Source organism: Eubacterium multiforme (genome assembly GCF_030813415.1).
Lineage (GTDB): Bacteria > Bacillota > Clostridia > Clostridiales > Clostridiaceae > Clostridium > Clostridium multiforme.
Genome location: NZ_JAUSUF010000010.1, coordinates 29,070 through 48,979, shown reverse-complemented (window position 1 = coordinate 48,979; position 19,910 = coordinate 29,070). Strand labels below are relative to the sequence as shown.

The 19,910-nt window shown below is 28.1% G+C and carries 18 protein-coding genes; 17 read left to right on the top strand and 1 reads right to left on the bottom strand.

The genetic code is table 11. The features are described 5' to 3' along the window. Window positions 1-7 precede the first annotated feature (7 nt). Complete coding sequence (gene nth, locus J2S18_RS12130; RefSeq protein ID WP_307487220.1) at window positions 8-643, top strand: endonuclease III; 636 nt, start codon at window positions 8-10, stop codon at window positions 641-643. Between the two features lie 81 nt (window positions 644-724). On the opposite strand, the gene J2S18_RS12125 is transcribed toward nth, so the two are convergent. Further along, window positions 725-1,591 (bottom strand): DMT family transporter, encoded by an 867-nt coding sequence (locus tag J2S18_RS12125; protein WP_307487219.1) that lies wholly within the window; start codon window positions 1,589-1,591, stop codon window positions 725-727. A gap of 180 nt (window positions 1,592-1,771) precedes the next feature. On the opposite strand from J2S18_RS12125, the gene J2S18_RS12120 reads away from it, so the two are divergent. The 16 genes from J2S18_RS12120 (at window position 1,772) to J2S18_RS12045 (ending at window position 19,870) form a co-directional block, all read left to right on the top strand. After that, window positions 1,772-2,683 carry a D-alanine--D-alanine ligase gene (locus J2S18_RS12120; RefSeq protein ID WP_307487217.1) on the top strand — a complete coding sequence of 304 codons (912 nt, stop codon included), beginning with the start codon at window positions 1,772-1,774 and terminating at the stop codon, window positions 2,681-2,683. A gap of 198 nt (window positions 2,684-2,881) precedes the next feature. Then, window positions 2,882-3,583, top strand: a complete 702-nt coding sequence (locus J2S18_RS12115) for a response regulator transcription factor (protein WP_307487216.1) — start codon at window positions 2,882-2,884, stop codon at window positions 3,581-3,583. Next, window positions 3,573-5,096 (top strand): sensor histidine kinase, encoded by a 1,524-nt coding sequence (locus J2S18_RS12110; protein WP_307487214.1) that lies wholly within the window; start codon window positions 3,573-3,575, stop codon window positions 5,094-5,096. Before J2S18_RS12115 ends, J2S18_RS12110 begins: the two co-directional genes overlap by 11 nt. 80 nt (window positions 5,097-5,176) lie before the next feature. Then, window positions 5,177-6,133: a glycoside hydrolase family 25 protein gene (locus J2S18_RS12105; RefSeq protein ID WP_307487213.1), complete on the top strand. Its 957-nt coding sequence runs from the start codon at window positions 5,177-5,179 to the stop codon at window positions 6,131-6,133. Window positions 6,134-6,298: 165 nt separating this feature from the next. After that, a complete protein-coding gene (locus J2S18_RS12100) occupies window positions 6,299-7,714 on the top strand; it encodes a VanW family protein (protein ID WP_307487211.1) in 1,416 nt (471 codons plus the stop codon). Window positions 7,715-7,846: 132 nt separating this feature from the next. Beyond that, window positions 7,847-8,686, top strand: a complete 840-nt coding sequence (locus J2S18_RS12095) for a Cof-type HAD-IIB family hydrolase (RefSeq protein WP_307487210.1) — start codon at window positions 7,847-7,849, stop codon at window positions 8,684-8,686. Between the two features lie 232 nt (window positions 8,687-8,918). Next, window positions 8,919-9,380, top strand: a complete 462-nt coding sequence (locus J2S18_RS12090) for a tRNA (cytidine(34)-2'-O)-methyltransferase (RefSeq protein ID WP_307487208.1) — start codon at window positions 8,919-8,921, stop codon at window positions 9,378-9,380. 19 nt (window positions 9,381-9,399) lie between these two features. Further along, a complete protein-coding gene (locus tag J2S18_RS12085; protein ID WP_307487207.1) occupies window positions 9,400-10,245 on the top strand; it encodes a DegV family protein in 846 nt (281 codons plus the stop codon). 114 nt (window positions 10,246-10,359) lie between these two features. Beyond that, the gene (locus J2S18_RS12080; RefSeq protein WP_307487205.1) at window positions 10,360-11,430 is read left to right on the top strand and encodes a BMP family lipoprotein; all 1,071 of its coding nucleotides are present in this window, start codon (window positions 10,360-10,362) and stop codon (window positions 11,428-11,430) included. A gap of 124 nt (window positions 11,431-11,554) precedes the next feature. Further along, window positions 11,555-12,934, top strand: coding sequence for an RNA polymerase factor sigma-54 (gene rpoN, locus J2S18_RS12075; RefSeq protein ID WP_307487204.1), 1,380 nt, complete (start codon window positions 11,555-11,557; stop codon window positions 12,932-12,934). A gap of 172 nt (window positions 12,935-13,106) precedes the next feature. Then, a complete protein-coding gene (locus tag J2S18_RS12070) occupies window positions 13,107-14,144 on the top strand; it encodes a sugar-binding transcriptional regulator (RefSeq protein WP_307487202.1) in 1,038 nt (345 codons plus the stop codon). Between the two features lie 56 nt (window positions 14,145-14,200). Then, window positions 14,201-15,202, top strand: coding sequence for a type I glyceraldehyde-3-phosphate dehydrogenase (gene gap, locus J2S18_RS12065; RefSeq protein ID WP_307487201.1), 1,002 nt, complete (start codon window positions 14,201-14,203; stop codon window positions 15,200-15,202). 110 nt (window positions 15,203-15,312) lie between these two features. After that, on the top strand, window positions 15,313-16,503 hold the full coding sequence (locus tag J2S18_RS12060; protein ID WP_307487199.1) for a phosphoglycerate kinase: 1,191 nt from the start codon (window positions 15,313-15,315) through the stop codon (window positions 16,501-16,503). Window positions 16,504-16,606: 103 nt separating this feature from the next. Further along, window positions 16,607-17,353: a triose-phosphate isomerase gene (gene tpiA, locus J2S18_RS12055; RefSeq protein ID WP_307487198.1), complete on the top strand. Its 747-nt coding sequence runs from the start codon at window positions 16,607-16,609 to the stop codon at window positions 17,351-17,353. Window positions 17,354-17,523: 170 nt separating this feature from the next. After that, on the top strand, window positions 17,524-19,056 hold the full coding sequence (gene gpmI / locus J2S18_RS12050) for a 2,3-bisphosphoglycerate-independent phosphoglycerate mutase (RefSeq protein WP_307487196.1): 1,533 nt from the start codon (window positions 17,524-17,526) through the stop codon (window positions 19,054-19,056). A gap of 217 nt (window positions 19,057-19,273) precedes the next feature. Further along, window positions 19,274-19,870, top strand: coding sequence for a protein kinase (locus J2S18_RS12045; RefSeq protein WP_307487195.1), 597 nt, complete (start codon window positions 19,274-19,276; stop codon window positions 19,868-19,870). Window positions 19,871-19,910 lie beyond the last annotated feature (40 nt).

Here is a 19,910-nt window from a genome sequence, read left to right as displayed (position 1 = left end):
TGTAAACATGAAAAAGAGAACTAAAGAAATACTTGAAATATTAAAGGAAACATATCCAGATGCTAAGTGTGAATTAAATTATAATTCACCATTTCAACTTTTAGTTGCTACAATTTTATCTGCTCAAACAACAGATAAAAAAGTTAATGAAGTTACAGAAACATTATTTAGAGATTATCCAGATTTAGATTCTTTTTTAACTCTTACAAATGAAGATTTAGAAAAGAGAATAAAGCAAATTGGATTATATAGAAATAAAGCAAAAAATTTAGTTCTTATGTGCAGACAACTTAAAGAAAATTTTAATGGGGAAGTACCAAAAACAATGGAAGGAATAATGTCTTTAGCAGGTGCAGGAAGAAAAACTGCAAATGTAGTTTTATCTAATGCCTTTGGAGTGCCTTCAATTGCAGTTGATACCCATGTTTTTAGGGTTTCAAATAGATTAGGTCTTGCAAATTCAAATAATGTTTTAGAAGTGGAAAAACAACTTCAAAAGGAATTACCAAAAAAAGAATGGTCTCTTACACACCATCTTTTAATATTTCACGGAAGAAGATGCTGTTCATCTCAAAGACCAAAATGTTTTGAATGTCCATTAAACCATATTTGTAAATGGGAAGATAAGAAAAAATATATTTAAATCATAGTTAAATATAATAATTATAAAAAGTCAAAATAATAAGCTTATTATTTTGACTTTTATTTTTAGATTTTTATAAAATTAATTAGCAGATTTTTTAGCTAATCTGTTATTGTATATAAACATTGCAATAGATGCTGAAATAACTATTGCATATCCTATAAAGCTAAAGGTTGTTGGCACCTGACCAAATAATATAAATCCAATAAAGGCTGTAAATATTATTTGGGTATAAGAATAAATTGAAATATCCTTAGCTGGTGCATGTTTATAGGCTGCTGTTATAGCAAATTGAGCAACAGATGCTGCTACACCTGCCATTAATAAATATACTAATTGTATAGAAGAAAATGGCTTAAAATCTATTAAAACAAAAGGTAGAGTTACTAATATTGAAAAAAGTGAGAAAAAGAATACTATTGTAGGTCCTTTTTCTTTTCCACCTAAAAATCTAACAAATGTATAAGCACCACCAGCACAAATTGCTGATGTAACTCCTATTAAAGCCGGTATTATTTGCAAGCTAAAGGAAGGTCTTATTATAAATAAACTTCCTGTAAAGGCAAGTAATAAAATTATAACTTGATTTTTTGTGATTTTCTCCTTTAAGAAAAGGCTAGAAAATATAATTACAAAAAATGGTGAAAGCTGATTAAGCATATTGGCATCAGCTAATATTAAATGTTCAATTGCATAAAAGTTAGCTATTATTCCTATTGTTCCAAGTAATGATCTTCCGATTAAATATTTTCTATTTTCTTTTTTACCAAAAAGACTATCTCCACTTTTCTTTATAATATAAAAAGCTACAAAACAACTTACTAAGTTTCTAAAAAAGCTTTTTTCTATTGATGGAATATTTCCTGAAAGTTTAACAAAGGTACTCATAATGGCAAAAGAAAGAGCTGAAATTATTAATAATATAATTGCTTTATTTTTTTCTTTCATATATAGTTTTATCTCCTTATATTTTTATATGTTTACAATATACTATTCTTAATATAAATGCAAATTGATTATTAAAGTTATATATTTTAATTAGAAGTAGTGATATAATATTAAGGGTTAAATTAATATAATAGTTATAATAAGTAATTTTAAATATAATATATATTTGGAGGTACAAGTATGAAAGTTGGAGTCATAATGGGAGGTATCTCATCAGAAAGAGAAATTTCCTTAAATAGTGGAGAGTCAATTTTAGAAAACATAGACACTAATAAATATGATGTTGTTAAAATTGTAATAGATAAAAAGGACGATATAATAAATAAAGTAAGAAAAGAAAATATAGATTTTGCATTATTAGCCCTTCATGGACAATTTGGAGAAGATGGTACAGTTCAATCAGTACTACAATCATTAGGAGTACAATATTCAGGATGCGGACCATTAAGTAGTGCTGCATGTATGGATAAAGATATGTCAAAGAGTCTTTTAAAAGCAGCTGGAATTAGAACAGCTCCTTGGATAAATTTAAGAGATGTATCAGAACTAAACTTTGATGAAATTGAAAAGCTTGGATATCCAGTAGTTATTAAACCAACTCATGGAGGTTCAAGTGTAGCTACATTTATTATAAAAGATAAGTCAGAAGTTTTAAATGCAGTAAATGAAGGATTTAAATGGGACAGTGAAGTTATGATTGAAAAATTCATTAAAGGTGAAGAAATAACTTGCCCAATATTTAATAATGAAATGTATCCAGTTTTAGCTATAAAGCCAAAATCAGAGTTCTTTGATTTTGAATCTAAATATAATGATGGTGGAGCAGATGAATTTATTGTAACACTAGATGAAAAACTTCATAAGGAAGTTGAAGAAATGGCTCTTTTAACATACAGAGCATTAAAATGTTCAGTTTATGCAAGAGTAGATATGATAGTTACAGAAGAAGGTGTTCCATACATATTGGAAGTAAATACTCTTCCGGGAATGACTAAAAATAGTTTATTCCCAAAAAGTGCAGCTGGAATAAATATTTCTTATAGCCAATTAATTGATAAAATTATTGAAGAATCATTAAAAGAAAAAAGATAAAAGTTAAGATTAATAAAATGGACTTTTTATAGACAAACACTTTTAAGTGTTAATTATAAAGAGTCTATTTTTTTATACTATTTTAAATAAATACTTTAAGAATTTATTAAGATTTTGTGAGATAATTATTTAAGAAGTAAATTTTAAAATTGAAATATAGTTATAAAATAATAACTATTTTATGGGAGGAGTATTAAATTGAATAAGGAAAAGATTTTAATTGTAGATGATGAAAAGGAAATAAGAGATTTAGTTGAGATATATTTAAAAGGTGAAGGATATGAAACATTAAAGGCTAAAGATGGTGAAGAAGCTTTATATTTATTAAAGGGAAATGATATTGATTTAGTAATATTAGATGTTATGATGCCAAAATTAAATGGAATAGAAACTTGTTTAAAAATAAGAGAAGAAAGTGAAATGCCAATAATAATGCTTTCAGCAAAATCAGAGGATATAGATAAAATTTTAGGGCTTAATATGGGTGCTGATGATTATTTAAGCAAACCATTTAATACATTAGAACTTATAGCAAGAGTTAAATCTCAGCTTAGAAGATATAAAAAGTTTAATAACTATCAAAATAAAGAAGATAATGAATTAACAATAACAATAGATGATTTAGTAATAAAATTAGATACCCATGAAGTATTTTTAGGTGAAAAATCAATTAAATTTACACCAACAGAATTTGATATATTAGTATTACTTGCCAAAAATAGAGGAAAAGTTTTTTCAATGGTAAATATATATGAAAGTGTATGGAATCAAGAATATATGGAATCAGATAATACAGTAATGGTTCATATTAGAAAAATTAGAGAAAAAATAGAAGAAAATCCAAGAAGTCCAAGATTTATTAAAACTGTTTGGGGGGTAGGATATAAAATTGAAAAATAAAAATGGAGAAAAGAAAGGATTTATAGGAAGATTACTAAATAAGTTTTCAAATTTAAAAATATTTAGAAAAGTAAAAGAGTTAATTAAGTATATTGATAAGAAAATAAAAAAGAGTATTAGATTTGAACTTGTATTAGTTTTTGGAGCTTGCTTTTTAATAGCTATAATATCCTATGGCATTATGAATGATATGTTTAGAAGTGTTAAAACTAATGCCCAAATAAAATATGATTATAGTATTATTGATCATAATGCTCAAGATATAGTTGATGAAATTGAAAGAGAGAAGCATGCTGGAAAAATAAAAATTGATGATAGTAAGCTCTTTGAAAATATAATTAAAAGTGATTCAAATAATTCAGATAAAGTATATATATCAGATATTGATGGAAAGGTTATTTACAGAAATTCAAATGCTTCAGAAGAAAAAATAGATATATTTAATGTACTTAAAAATATATCAAAATTTTCTAAAAATGAACATGAAGCTAATGAATATACAGTTTTATATCCTCTTAGTATAGGAAATGGGAGATACTACTTAATATATAGTGGTATTCCATCAGCAAGGATTAATTACGTAGACTATGAAGTTACCAATTCTTATTTAGCTTTAATGCTTTCAATAATAGTATTTGTTGTTTTATTTTTAATTGTAACAAATAAGAAAACTAAATATTTAGACCAAATTGCAAAGGGAATTAAATCTATTGCAGATGGAGATTTAAGCCATAGGATACCAGAGGATGGAAATGATGAAATATCTAATATAGCATTAAATGTAAATAATATGGCAGATGAAATAAATAGGAGAATTAAAGCCCAGGAAGTATCAGAAAAAACTAAGGCAGATTTAATTACAAATGTTTCTCATGATTTAAGAACACCTCTTACATCAATAATGGGCTATATAGGACTTGTAAAAGATAAAAAATATGAAGATGAAAAAACTATGGATGAGTATTTAGACATTGCATATAATAAATCTGAAAAACTTAAAGTTTTAATAGAAGATTTATTTGAATATACAAAGCTTAACAATAATGGAATGAAGCTTAATAAAGCAGAAGTTAATCTTGTAGATTTTGTATCCCAAGTTTCTGAGGAGATGAAACCTTATTTTGAAAGTTCAAATATAGAACAAGTAAAAACATTAACAGATCAAAAAATAATTGTAAGTATTGATCCTGCTAAAATGGTTAGAGTAGTTGAAAATTTATTAACTAATGCAGTTAAATATTCTTATAAACCAGGAGCAGTTATTATTGGTGTATATGCAAAGGACGGCTATGCAACAATAGCAGTTAAAAATAGAGGAGAAAATATTCCACAGGCAAAACTTGATAAATTGTTTGATAGATTTTATAGGTTAGATGAATCAAGAAGTGCAGACCTTGGAGGATCAGGTCTTGGTCTTGCAATTTCTAAAAATATAGTTAAGATGCATGGTGGAAAAATATGGGGAGAATGTTATGGAAATGATATAAGTTTTTATATAAGACTTAAAATCTAAAAAATATTTTCTTTAATGTAACCTTATATGTTGCAAACTAATATTCTATTAAGGAATAAGTATTTTTCCTTGGAGGAGTTATGCAAGATAAAAATGCTAGAAGTACTTTTGGCATAGACCTAAATGAATATAGTAGGGGAGTTGATTTTAGGGTTTTAGCAAGTAACATTGATTTTTTATATTTAAGATCTTCAGGTTCTGCAACTGGAGCATTTAGAGAAGATAAGAAGTTTGTACAATTTGCAAGAGAAAGTAAAAATTATGGCATTCCAGTTGGAGCATATCATTATGCTGTGCCATCTTATAATCTTTTAACAGCAGATTCTCAATGTGATGATTTTATTAATGTTTTACAAAAAGCTTTTGGAAATAAAAATTACGGAGATTTATTTCCAGTAATAGATGTAGAAGCACCCTATGATCCTAAAATTGATACAGATGCTCTTTTAAATTGGGTAGACAGATTTAGAAAAAGATTTGAGAAAAAAACAAGAAGAAGGCTTATGATTTATACTGGATTGTTTTTTATTAAAATTTATAATGATTTTAAATCAAGTAATGGAACATATCCATTAAAAAATATGCCTTTATGGATTGCTATGTACACAAGTATTCCTAACAATCCGAAAGTTCCACCAAATATAGGAGGATGGACTAGATGGAGAGTTTGGCAATATAGTGAAAATCAAGTTGTACCTGGAGTAGGCAATCCAGTAGATGCAAACTGGGGACCAAATAATTTAGCTCTTTTAATGCAGCCAAGACAAGTAAGTGGATTAAATGCTTGGATGGATAATGAATATATATATGTTTCATGGAATAAAAATAGTGATGTAGATTTACTAGGATATAATATATTTGTTGATAATTATTGGGTAGGAACTGTTGATAAAGATGATACTACATTTAGAATACCTTTAAGTAAAATTTATAAACCTAAGAGTAGAGTTTTGGATATAACTATAGAAGCTTTTGATTATGATGGAGAAACATCTCAAATTAGAAGTAAATATAGATTGGATGGAAGAATTAAATAATATAAAAATTTTTAGGGAGTCTTTTAATTGAAGATTATAAGACTCCCTATTTATTTAAGAATTTATAAAAAGTAACAAAATAGACTTATATTTTACAATTTGATAATATATAATATAATTTGTTAGATAAAGAATTTATCTATAGGTATATAAGGAGGATGTTTAGTGAGAAATACTGTTGATAAACCTGATAGAGTTAGAAGAAGGCGAATCAGTAATAAAAATAAAAAAAATATATTAATTGGTAGTTCTATTTTTTTAGTAGTTTTATTAATTGGAATTGGAATTTATATTTCATCTATTAATAAATTGGTAGAAAAGTGGGAAAATAAAATTTACCCAAATGTTATAGTCCAAGGAGTCAATCTTGGAGGAATGAGCAAAGAGGAAGGGAAAAGTACTCTTAAAAAAGAATTTGAAGCAAATATTAATAATAAAAAGATAATAGTTGATTTAAAGGGTACAGATAAAGAGTTTAAAGCAAATTATTCAGAAATTGAACCTAAATATGATTTCGATAAAACTATAAATGAAGCCTTTAATTATGGAAAAGATTTAAATGTTTTTAAAAAGAAATCTTTAATAAAGAATAAGAAAAACGAAAAACATGAAGTTAAATTAGACTTTAATTATAGTAACAAAAAATTAGTTTCTTTAGAAAATAATATAATGGAAAAATTTAATGTTCCAGCAAAAAATGCTAAGATAACAATAGGCAGTAATGGAAGTATAAATATAACATCAGAAAAGATTGGTTATTTAATAAATAAAGAGGAAATAGATAAAGAACTTAAAGAAAAGATAAATGGAAATCTAGGTGAAGAAACAAAAATTGAAGTAGAATTAAAAGAGGACAAGCCTAAAGTAACTAAAAAAGAATTAAGCAAAATAAATGGTGTAATGGGCTCATTTACTTCTTCATTCCAATCATCAGATGTAAATAGAGCAACTAATATAAGTGTTGCTACTGAATTTGTAAATGGAACACTTTTAATGCCAGGAGAAAGTTTTAGTTATAGTGAAGCAAGTCAAAAGGATAAAAGTAAATACAAAGAAGGAAATGTATATATAAATAATAAAGTAGAAAAAGATATTGGTGGAGGTATATGTCAAGTATCATCAACTCTTTATAGAGCAGTAATGAAAGCTAATATAAGATCTACTGAAAGACATAATCATTCATTAACAGTTGGATATGCAAAACCAGGTCTTGATGCTACAGTAGCATGGGGATATTTAGATTATAAATTTAAAAATCCATATGATTTCCCAATTTATATACAAGGAACTACACATAATAAAATTATTAGTTTTAAAGTATATGGTGATGTTAAGGGACTAGGTGGAAAAACTTATGATATGACAAATGAAATAATAAAACAAATTCCACCAACAGAACAAATAGTTAATGATCCAAGTCTTCCTAAAGGCGAAAGAGTAGTTGAAAACCCTGGACAGGTTGGATATATAGCAAAAGGATATATATTAACTTATGAAAATGGGAAGGTTATAAATAAAGAATTAGTTTCAACAGACACTTATGCAATGGTACCTAGAAAGGTTTTAGTTGGAACTAGATAAGTTAACAATCATTTAAATAAATAAAAAATTAATACTTTTCATAGAATATAATTATAAAAAATTATATAATAAAGCAAGTTATAGTTTATAACTTGCTTTTTATAATAGTTAATTTAGGGTGGAGATGAATATATGAGTTACAAGATGGTATGTATAGATATGGATGGCACTTTACTTAGTAAAAGAAAAACTATTTCTGATGAAAGTAAAAAGGTAATAAAAGAAGTTAATGAAAAAGGAATTAAAGTTGTTGTAACAACTGGAAGACTTTATAATAATGCAGCATATTATTCAAATTTTATAGGAGCATCAGATGCTGTTATTGCAGGTAATGGAGCTGTAATTAGAGAAAAAAATAGTGATGAAATTATATTTCAAAGTGATATAGATATAAATGTTTGTAAAAGATTACTTATAATAGCAAAAAAATGTGGAATCATATTACATATGCATACTATGAATGAAATTCTTACAAATAGTTATATTAGTAATGTTATTGCAAGGGTAGTTTTGCCAGGAATTAAAGATAGCGATTTTCCAATAAAGATAACAACAATTAAAGGTGAAGATAATTGGGATAATGAACTTAAAAATTATAAAGGAAAAATAACAAAATGTATAACATTTTCAGTTTCTCCTAAAAAGACAGAAATGTTTAGAAAAGAATTAGATAATATAAAGGAAATAGTATATTATTGTTCAGGTCATAGAAGTATAGAAATAAATGCTAAAGGAGTTTCAAAAGGTAATGGAGTTAAAATTTTAGCAGAGCATTATGGAATTAGTAGAGATGAGATAATCTGTATAGGTGATAATGAAAATGACATATCTATGATTGAATATGCTGGTCTTGGAATTGCTATGGGCAATGGAATTGAAAAACTTAAGGAGAAGGCAAACTATATTACAGATACAAATGATAATGATGGAGTAAGAAAAGCTCTTGAAAAATTTATACTTAAAATAAGATAAATTTAAGAGGAATTATTTAAATTTGTATAATAAAGTATATTATTTTTACATAATTTTATTTAGATTAAAATGGAAAAATAAAGAAGATGATATTATATAAACTCTTTGACTAAAAAGAACTGATGTAGTATTATTTTTATTATAGCCTGTAGAATAGGTCTATAAGAAACTTAAGATGGATGTTAAATTCATCTTCTTTTTTCTTTGTATTTGATTATGGAAGGTGATTTTTTTGAATTTAAATATAGTTATGTATCAACCAGAGATACCACAAAATACAGGAAATATAGCTAGAACTTGTGTGCTTACAGGATCAAAGTTACATTTAATAAAGCCTTTAGGTTTTGATATAAGTTCAAAACAAGTAAAGAGGGCGGGACTTGATTATTGGAGTGAATTAGATCTTGAAGTTCATGAAAGTTATGAAGATTTTATGAAAAAATATGGGGACAAAAAAATATATTTAGCAACAACTCATGGTGGAGAACATTATGATGAAGTTAAATTTGAAGAAGGAGATTTCATCATGTTTGGAAGAGAAACATGTGGAGTACCAGATAGTGTGCATAATGCTCATGAAGGATTAAGAGTTCCTATGATTAAAACAAGTACAAGAAGTTTAAATCTTTCAAATACAGTTGCAATTGTTGCATACGAAGCTTTAAGGCAATTTGGATTTCCTAATATGAAATAATTTAGAGGGGAGTGAGGTAATGGAAAAAATTAAAATTATAACAGATAGTACTGTAGATTTACCAAAGAATCTCTTAAAAGAACTAAATGTAGAGGTGCTACCAGTTCTTATAAATTTTGGAGAAGAAAGCTATTTAGATGGAATTGAAATAACTTTAAATGAAGTTTTTAAGAGAATAGATGAGGGAGATGTTTTTCCAACAACAGCACAAATAACTCCAAACAGATTTGTGGAGTCATTTAAAAAATATCTTGATGAAGGATATAAGGTTTTAGCAGTAATGATGTCATCTGGAATGAGTGGAACATATCAATCAGCATGTATTGCAAAGCAAATGCTAGAAACAGAAGATGTTTATGTTGTTGATTCTCAAACAATAACATCAGGACTTGGACTTTTAGTAATAAAAGCAGCTCAACTTGTAGATAAAGGACTTCCTATAGAAGAAATAGTTAAAGAATTAGAAGAGATTAAACCATATATAAATAGTTCTTTAAGCTTTGATTCATTAGATAATTTAGTTAAAGGTGGAAGACTTCCTAAAGCAGTAAGTGTTGTTACTGGAATGCTTGGAATTAAACTTATTTTAGAAGTTAAAGATGGGGTTATGGCAGTAAAGGGAAAAGTAAGAGGAAGTAAGAAGGCAGCTAAGAGAATTATAAGTGATATGGAAACATTAATTCCAAGAAAAGATTTACCTGTAATTATAGTAAATGTAAATAATGACGAAATAGCTGATCCATTAAAGGAATATTTAAAAAGCAATAATATTAATTATATCGAAGGTCCAGTTGGTTGTTCAGTGGGGATACATTCTGGAGATAAAGCCGTTGGATTATTTTTCGTAAGTGAAAAATTACAATAAGAAATTATAAATAAGTTATAAAAGAGAACATCAAATTTGATGTTCTTTTTATTTTGCATTAAAAAATATAATTTGGAAAAAATAAAATCATATAAATTTATTGAGGTGACTTATATGAAAAAAATAGTTAAGAATAAAGAAATTTCAATTTTATTGGTTTTATTATTTTGTATATATTTATTTATGTTTATTGAAGGGTGTAATACAGGTTTTATGGGTTTTACAAATAAAAAAATAAATATAGGACTACTAGCTCAAAATTTTAAAGATAAGTCCTTTGGAGAGTTAGCAAAAAAAGGTGCAGAGGAAGCAAAAGAAAAGATAGGAATAGTGCCTAAATATATAGAAGTTAAAGATGGCAAAGAAAATAAAGAAAGTATCACAAAGCCACTTAGAAAACTTGCAGAAACTTCAAAGATGACAATTGTAATGGGAGAAGAAATGAAATCACCTATTGAAAAAATATCAAGGGAGAGAAGAGATAAAAACTTTACGATTTTTGATGCTAAAGTAAATGAGTCAAATGTAAAATCTGTTAATTTTCATCATGAAGAAGGTGGCTTTTTAATGGGGGTAATTGCAGGAAATGAAACAAAGCTAAATAAAGTAGGATATGTAGGGGGAGTAAATGATGAAATAGGATTAGAATTTTATAATGGATATGCTGCAGGAATAAAAGCTGTAAATGAGAAGGCTGCAAAGTTAGTTATAGATGGTACTAACGTAAGATTTACTCAAAGTTTTTCTGATGAAAAAAAAGCTTATGAAAAGGCAATAGAACTTTATGATGAAGGATGCGATATAATATTTCAAACCTGTGGTAATGCTGGAATGGGAGTATTTAAAGCAGCAAAGGAGAGAGGAAAATATGCAATTGGTGTTGATACAGATCAAAGATCTGAGATATCAGAATATAAAAATCAAATAATTTCATCTATGATTAAAAAAGTTGATAAAGCAGTTTTAAATATTTGCAAAGAAGTAAAAGAAGGAAGCTTTAAAAGTGGTATTGAAAATATGGAAATTTTAGGAGTTAAAGATAATATGATAGATTATGCCCCTTCAACAGAGGAGGCTGTATCTAAAAAAACTATGGAAGACTTAAAAAAATATAAAGAAAAAATAGCTGCTAAAGATATAAAAGTACCAACAAAAACTTTTGAGGTTATAGAATTTAAAGGATAAAAATAAAAAATATGGATACTCTCAGAAAACCGTTACATATTTATTAGTAGGGGCTTGTATGATATAATGTATAATAAAATTACAAACTTATAAATTAAAGAAATGAGTGGAAATGAGTGATATTATGAAAATGGAGTATTCTATAAATTTAACTCAAGAGCAAAAGTTAGTAATGACTCAAGAGATGCAAATGTCTATAAAAATGCTTCAAATGTCTGTAAATGATTTAAGGGAGTATATAGATAAAGAATACGAAGAAAATCCAATACTAGACATTAAAGATAATGGTCAAGAAAAATCATCTATTACTGAAGAGAAGGTAATGGATAAATATGATTATAAGGAAATGATAAAATATTTTGAGTTTGATAATTATGGAGCTCAAAGTTATGGTTCATATGATGATGATGAGGTATCTCCTTTTAATTTTATTTCAGAAAAGAAATCATTAAAAGAATATTTGCATGAACAACTATTAGAAATTTCAATAGATAAATACATAAAGGAAATAGGAGATTATATAATAGAAAACTTAGATCATAGAGGATATTTAGAATGCAATTTAACTGATATTTGTGAAGAACTTAATATTACTCTTGAAAAGGGAGAGGAAGTTTTAAAGATTGTACAAGATCTTGAGCCTTATGGGATTGGTGCAAGAAATATAAAGGAATGCTTACTTATACAATTAGATAAATTGGCATTAGATGATGATATTATGGTTGAAATAGTAAAAAATCATTTAGAAGATATAGCTGACAACAAATATGTACAGTTAGGTAAGGCATTAAATATATCACCAAGGGAAGCTCAAAGATATGGGGATGTAATAAAAAAATTAGAACCTAAGCCATCAAGAGGCTTTTATACGGGTGATGAAGTAAAGTTTATAATACCAGATGCTGCAATTAGAGAAATTGATGGTGAATTTATAATAATTATGAATGACAGTGTACTTCCAAGGTTATCAATAAATAAAACATATAAACAAGTAATAAATAAAGATGATAATTCTAAAGATTCTGAGTATGTTAAAGAAAAACTTAATAAGGCAATATTTTTAATTAAAAGTATAGAACAAAGAAGAAGTACTTTATATAGAGTTTTAGAAAAAATAATTGAAAGACAAAAAGAATATTTAAAAAAAGGAAATAACTACTTAAAACCAATGACTTTAAAAGAAATAGCTAAAGAGCTAGAAGTTCATGAATCTACAGTAAGTAGAGCTATTAAAGATAAATATATTTTACTTGATAGGGGAACAGTAAGAATAAAGAATTTATTTACTACTTCAGTATCTACAGCTAATGAAGATTTAGGAGTTATAAAAATTAAAAATAGAATAAAAGAACTTTTTGATTCAGAGGATAAGAAAAAGCCATATTCTGATCAATTTATAGCTGATAAATTAAAAGAAGAAGAGATGAATATATCAAGGAGAACTGTGGCAAAATATAGAGAGGAACTTGGAATTAAGTCTTCAAGTAAAAGAAAAAGGTTGTAATTGATTACTACAAACAATAGTTTTTTTTAAACTTTTCTTTTAGTAGTTTATTAGAAAAAATCAAAAAATTTTAAATAAACACTTTAAAAATTAATCAATATAACTTATAATAGAGTTGTGGGACAGATATAAAAAGAGTGGGACGATTTGTGACCAAAAGGAGTGGTGAGAGTTGCAGGAAATATTAAGTTTGCAAAAGAAGATAGTTCCTGAACTTGTAGAGGTACTCGAAAAAAGGTACATTATTCTAAGAACTATATTTTTAAATCAGCCTATAGGAAGAAGAGTTTTAGCAAATGAGCTTTCTTTAAGCGAGAGAGTAGTTAGAACAGAAGTAAGTTTTCTTAAAGGTCAAGGATTAATAGAAATTAATGCATCTGGTATGAATGTAACTAAGAGTGGAGAAGAGATAGTTGATAAGTTAAGTATGTTTATCCATGAACTTAGAGGATTATCAGATATAGAAAATGGAATAAAAAAATTACTTTCTTTAAAGAAAGTTATAATAGTTCCAGGAGATGTAGATAGTAATCCATCAGTACTTAAAGATATAGGAAAAGCAGCTTCTAATTATTTGAAAAAAATAATTAAGAGCAATTCAATTATTGCATTAACTGGAGGAAGTTCAGTTAAAGAAGTTGTAGAATCTTTTGGACCAATTAGAAATGTCTCTAACGTATTAGTAGTTCCAGCAAGAGGTGGACTTGGAAGAACAGTAGAAATACAAGCAAATACTTTAGTTGCTTCTCTTGCAAAAAAAGTTGATGGAACTTACAAAATGCTTCATGTTCCCGAAAGTGCTAGTTTAGAACTTTTAAATTCTTTAAAACATGAAGAATCTATAAAAGAAGTTATTAAAAGCATACATAATGCAGACATATTTATATATGGTGTAGGAAATGCTTTTGTAATGGCTAAAAAAAGAGAACTTTCAGATGAAAGAATTTCTAAGTTAGCAGAGCTTAACGCTATAGGAGAAGCATTTGGATGTTATTTCGATAAGGATTCAAATGTAGTATTAAATACAACTACAGTAGAATTAACTGTTGATGAAGCCAGACAAATTAAAACACATATTGTTGTTGCTGGTGGAAAAAATAAAGTGGAGTCAATTATAGCGACTCAACGAAATAACAAAAATGGTGTATTAATCACCGATGAGGCTGCAGGAAGAGAAATATTTAAAATCTTAAGCAGTCAAAATAATTAAATTGTTTATAAAAAAATTTTATTTTATAAAAGCTATTTTTAGGAGGTATTTACAATATGGTAAATGTAGCAATTAACGGTTTTGGAAGAATAGGTAGATTAGCATTAAGACTAATGATTAACAACCCTGAATTTAATGTTGTAGCAATCAACGATTTAACAGATGCTAAAATGTTAGCTCACTTATTCAAATATGATTCAGCACAAGGAAGATTCGATGGAGAAATCGAAGTTAAAGAAGGAGCTTTCGTAGTAAACGGAAAAGAAATTAAAGTTACTGCAAATGCTAACCCAGCAGAATTACCATGGGGAGAATTAAATGTAGACATCGTTTTAGAATGTACTGGATTCTTCGCTTCAAAGGAAAAGGCTGCTGCTCATATCCAAGCAGGTGCTAAGAAAGTTGTTATTTCAGCTCCAGCTGGAAACGACCTTCCAACAGTTGTATTCAACGTAAACAACGAAATATTAAAGGCAGAAGATACAGTTATATCAGGTGCTTCATGTACAACTAACTGTTTAGCTCCAATGGCTAAAGTATTAAATGATTCATTTGGATTAAAAGAAGGATTCATGACTACAATCCACGCTTACACAAATGACCAAAACACTTTAGATGCTCCACACAGAAAAGGAGATTTAAGAAGAGCTAGAGCTGCTGCAGGATCAATCATCCCTAACTCAACAGGAGCTGCTAAAGCAATCGGATTAGTTATCCCAGAATTAGCTGGTAAGTTAGACGGAAACGCTCAAAGAGTTCCAGTAATAACTGGTTCATTAACTGAAGTAGTATGTGTACTTGACAAGAAGACTACAGTTGAAGAAGTTAACGCTGCAATGAAAGCTGCTGCTAACGAATCATTCGGATACACTGAAGATCCAATAGTATCAGCAGACGTTATCGGAATAAGCTTCGGATCATTATTCGATGCAACTCAAACAAAGATAATGGAAGTTAACGGAGAACAATTAGTTAAAGTTGCTTCATGGTACGACAATGAAATGTCATACACTAACCAATTAATCAGAACTTTAGGATACTTCGCTAACTTAAAGTAATCTATTAATTAGATAGTAAATAAAAAGTTTTATAAGTCTGGTTTTGTAGTATAAGGCTATAAGGCCAGACTATTTTAAAATATAAATATAATTTTTTAGAGGTGAAAAGAATGAACTTCAATAAAAAGACTATAGAAGATATAAATGTTAACGGCAAAAAAGTTTTAGTAAGATGCGACTTTAATGTTCCATTAAAAGACGGAGTTATAACTGATGAAAATAGATTAAATGGAGCACTTCCAACTATTAAATATTTAGTTGATAATGGCGCAAAAGTAATCCTTTGCTCACATATGGGTAAACCAAAGGGAGAACCAAAGCCAGAATTATCTTTAGCACCAGTTGCTAAGAGATTAAGCGAAATGCTTGGAAAAGAAGTTGTTTTTGCAGCAGACGATAATGTTGTTGGAGAAAATGCAAAAAAAGCAGTAGCAGAAATGAAAGACGGAGACGTTGTTTTATTAGAAAACACTAGATATAGAAAAGAAGAAACTAAAAACGGAGAAGAATTCTCAAAAGAATTAGCTTCACTTGCTGAAATATTCGTAAACGATGCTTTTGGAACAGCTCACAGAGCTCACTGTTCAACAGTTGGTGTTACTGATTTTATAGATACAGCTGTATGTGGATATTTAATTCAAAAAGAATTAAAATTCTTAGGAGATGCTGTTGAAAATCCAGAAAGACCATTCGTTGCAATTTTAGGAGGAGCTAAAGTTTCTGATAAAATAGCTGTTATAAACAACCTTTTAGATAAAGTTGATACTTTAATAATTGGTGGAGGAATGGCTTATACATTCTTAAAGGCACAAGGATATGAAGTTGGAACTTCATTAGTTGAAGAAGATAGAGTTGAATATGCTAAAGAAATGATCGAAAAAGCTAAAGCTAAGGGTGTTAATTTCTTATTACCAGTAGATCATAGAGTAGCTACAGAATTCAAAGATGTAGAAGCAACTATAACAGAAGATCAAAATATTCCAGCTGGAAGTATGGGATTAGATATCGGACCAAAAACAGAAAAGATATATGCAGATGCAATTAAAGATGCTAAGACAGTTATCTGGAATGGACCAATGGGAGTATTCGAATTCGAAAACTTCAATAAGGGTACAATTGCAGTAGCTAAGGCTATGGCAGATTCAGCTGCAACTACTATAATTGGTGGTGGAGATTCAGCTGCTGCTGTAAATATCTTAGGATTTGGAGATAAGATGACTCATATCTCAACTGGTGGTGGAGCATCACTTGAATTCTTAGAAGGTAAAGTATTACCTGGAATAGATGCTTTAAATAGCTAATTTTAAGAGATTAAATAGTTTATAAATAAATATTAGCCACTCTATTTTTTAAGAGTGGCTCTAAACTTTATTTTAGAATAAAAATTTTTAGAGGTGAATTTAAATGAGAAAAGCAATAATCGCAGGAAACTGGAAAATGAATAAAACTGTAGAAGAAGCAGTAGATTTTATAAATGAATTTAAACCATTAGTTAAGGATGCTACATGTGACGTAGTTCTTTGCCCAACTTTTGTATGCTTAGATGCTGCTATTAAAGCTGCTAAGGGATCAAATGTTAAAATAGCTGCACAAAACATGCACTTTGAAGAAAGTGGAGCATTTACAGGAGAAGTTTCACCAGTAATGCTTGAAGCTATGGGAATTGATTATGTAGTAATCGGACATAGTGAAAGAAGAGAATACTTCAACGAAACAGATGAAACTTGCAACAAGAAAGTTAAAGCTGCATTTAAACATAACATAACTCCAATCCTTTGCTGTGGAGAAACTTTAGAACAAAGAGAATCAGGAAAATTTGTAGAAGTTTTAGCAGGACAAATCAAAGCTGATTTAGATGGATTAGATAAAGAATTAGCAGAAAAAGTTGTTATAGCTTACGAACCAATCTGGGCTATTGGAACAGGAAAAACTGCTACATCAGAACAAGCAAACGAAACAATAGCTGCTATAAGAAATGTTGTAGCTGAAATGTTTGGAAAAGAAGTTGCTGATAAAGTTAGAATACAATACGGTGGATCAGTTAAGCCAGCTACTATTAAAGAACAAATGGCTCAATCAGACATCGATGGAGCATTAGTTGGTGGAGCTAGTTTAGTACCTTCAGATTTTGCTGCAATAGTTAACTACTAAAATATAGTATTAACATATAAGCAATAGTCATGATTGGATAATATAAATTCTTTCATACTATTGCTTTTCTTGTTTCACATATTTTCTTGTAGTATAATATATAGGAAAAAAAGCAAATAATAAAAAAGAAATTGTTAAAGTAAAATATAAATAAAATCGGAGGTATAATTATGGCAAAGAAACCAGTAATGTTAATGATATTAGATGGTTTTGGAATAGCAGAAGCTTCAAAAGGTAATGCTGTTTCATTAGCTAAAAAACCAAATTTTGATAAATTAGTAAAGGAATATCCTCATTCAATGTTACAAGCTTCAGGAATGGCTGTAGGTCTTCCAGAAGGACAAATGGGTAACTCAGAAGTTGGTCATTTAAATATTGGAGCAGGAAGAATTGTATATCAAGAACTTACAAGAATAACTAAAGCAATAGAAGATGGAGAATTCTTTAATAATGAAGAAATCTTAAAAGCTATGAAAAATGCTAAGGATAATAATTCAGCATTACACTTAATGGGATTATTATCAGATGGTGGAGTTCATTCACATATAAATCATTTAAAAGGACTTTTAGAATTTGCTAAGAAAGAAGGACTTTCAAAGGTTTATGTTCATGCATTTATGGATGGTAGAGACGTTGCACCTTCATCAGGAAAAGCATTTATAGAACAATTAGAAGCTATGATGAAAGAAGTTGGCGTAGGTAAAATTGCTACTGTAAGTGGTAGATACTATGCAATGGATAGAGATAATAGATGGGAAAGAGTTGAACTTGCATATAATGCAATAGTAAATGGAACTGGAAATACAGCAAATAGTGCAGTAGAAGCTATGGAAGAATCATATAAAAATGATAAAACAGATGAATTCGTAGTTCCAACAGTAATATTAGAAGATGGTAATGCAATTGGAACTGTAAATAGTGGAGATTCAGTAGTGTTCTTCAACTTTAGACCAGATAGAGCTAGAGAACTTACAAGAGCTTTAACTCAAAAAGATTTTGATGGATTTAATGCTAAAGATTTAGATTTAGTATTTGTAACAATGACTCAATATGATAAAACATTTAAAGGTGTTAATGTAGCATTTAAAGCTCAAACATTAGAAAATACTTTAGGTGAATTTGTTGCAAATAAGGGATTAAATCAATTAAGAATTGCTGAAACTGAAAAATATGCTCACGTAACATTCTTCTTTAATGGTGGAGTAGAAAAACCAAATGAAAATGAAGATAGAGCATTAATTGCATCTCCTAAGGTTGCAACTTATGATTTAAAACCAGAAATGAGTGCTTACGAAGTAACAGAAGAATTATTAAAGAGATTAGATAGTGAAAAATATGATATGATTATATTAAACTTTGCTAATCCAGACATGGTAGGACACACTGGAGTAGTACCAGCTGCTGTTAAGGCAATTGAAGCAGTAGATGAATGTTTAGGAAAGATAGTAGATAAAGTATTAGAAAAGGATGGTTCAGTATTTATAACTGCTGACCACGGAAATGCTGAAACTATGATAGACTTTGAAACAGAAACTCCATTTACAGCTCACACAACTGATCCAGTTCCATTTGTATGGGTATCAAACCATTCAAAAGGAAAAGAATTAGAAGATGGTAAGCTATCAGATATAGCACCAACAATGCTTAAGGAAATGGGACTTGAAGCACCAAAGGAAATGACAGGTAGCATTTTAACAAAGTAATTTAAAGTATTTAATATAGGGAACTTTCGTAATTTACGAAGGTTCCTTTTTGCATATAAAAATATGCTTTTAAAATGTATATGAGGGATGTAAAAATATTTTAATAAAACCTCTTTTGTATAAAAATTATGGTTATAATGAGTTTTAATTAGATTATCACAATAAAAAATAACTTTAATACTATAATAATGAGAAGAATAATATATGAGATGATAATATGAAATCAAATTATGCTTATTCTGCCTGTTTTGATAAAAGAACAGAAAGATTATTTAAAAGAGCTAAATATTTAGGAAAAGGTAACAATGGAATAGTTTATGAACTTCCAAATAATATGGTTATAAAAATATTTTTAAAGGAAAAGGTTTGTAAATCAGAAGGAAATATTTTAAAAAGAACTAGAAAGTCTAAATATTTTCCAAGGATATATACCCATGGAAAGTTATATATAGTAAGGGAAAAAGTTTGTGGGACACCTTTAGATAAATACATAAAAAGAAATGGATTAAATAGAGAAATGTCAATGAAGATATATAGATTACTTAAAGAATTTAAAAAACTAGGATTTGTAAAATTAGACACAAGGTGCAAGGATGTTTATGTAACTGATAAGTTTGAACTTATGATGATAGATCCAAAGGGTTTCTATACTAGAAAGGTAGATTTCCCAAGACATTTAATGAAAAAATTAAACTCACTTAAGGTTTTAAATTCTTTTTTAGGATATATTGAAATTGAAAATTCAAAAGTAGCAAATGAATGGAGAAAAAAAGCAAAAAAGTATTTTGAAAAAAATAATATTAAATATAATTAATATTTAAAGTTTAGAACTATTTCAAAAAATTTTTATAAAA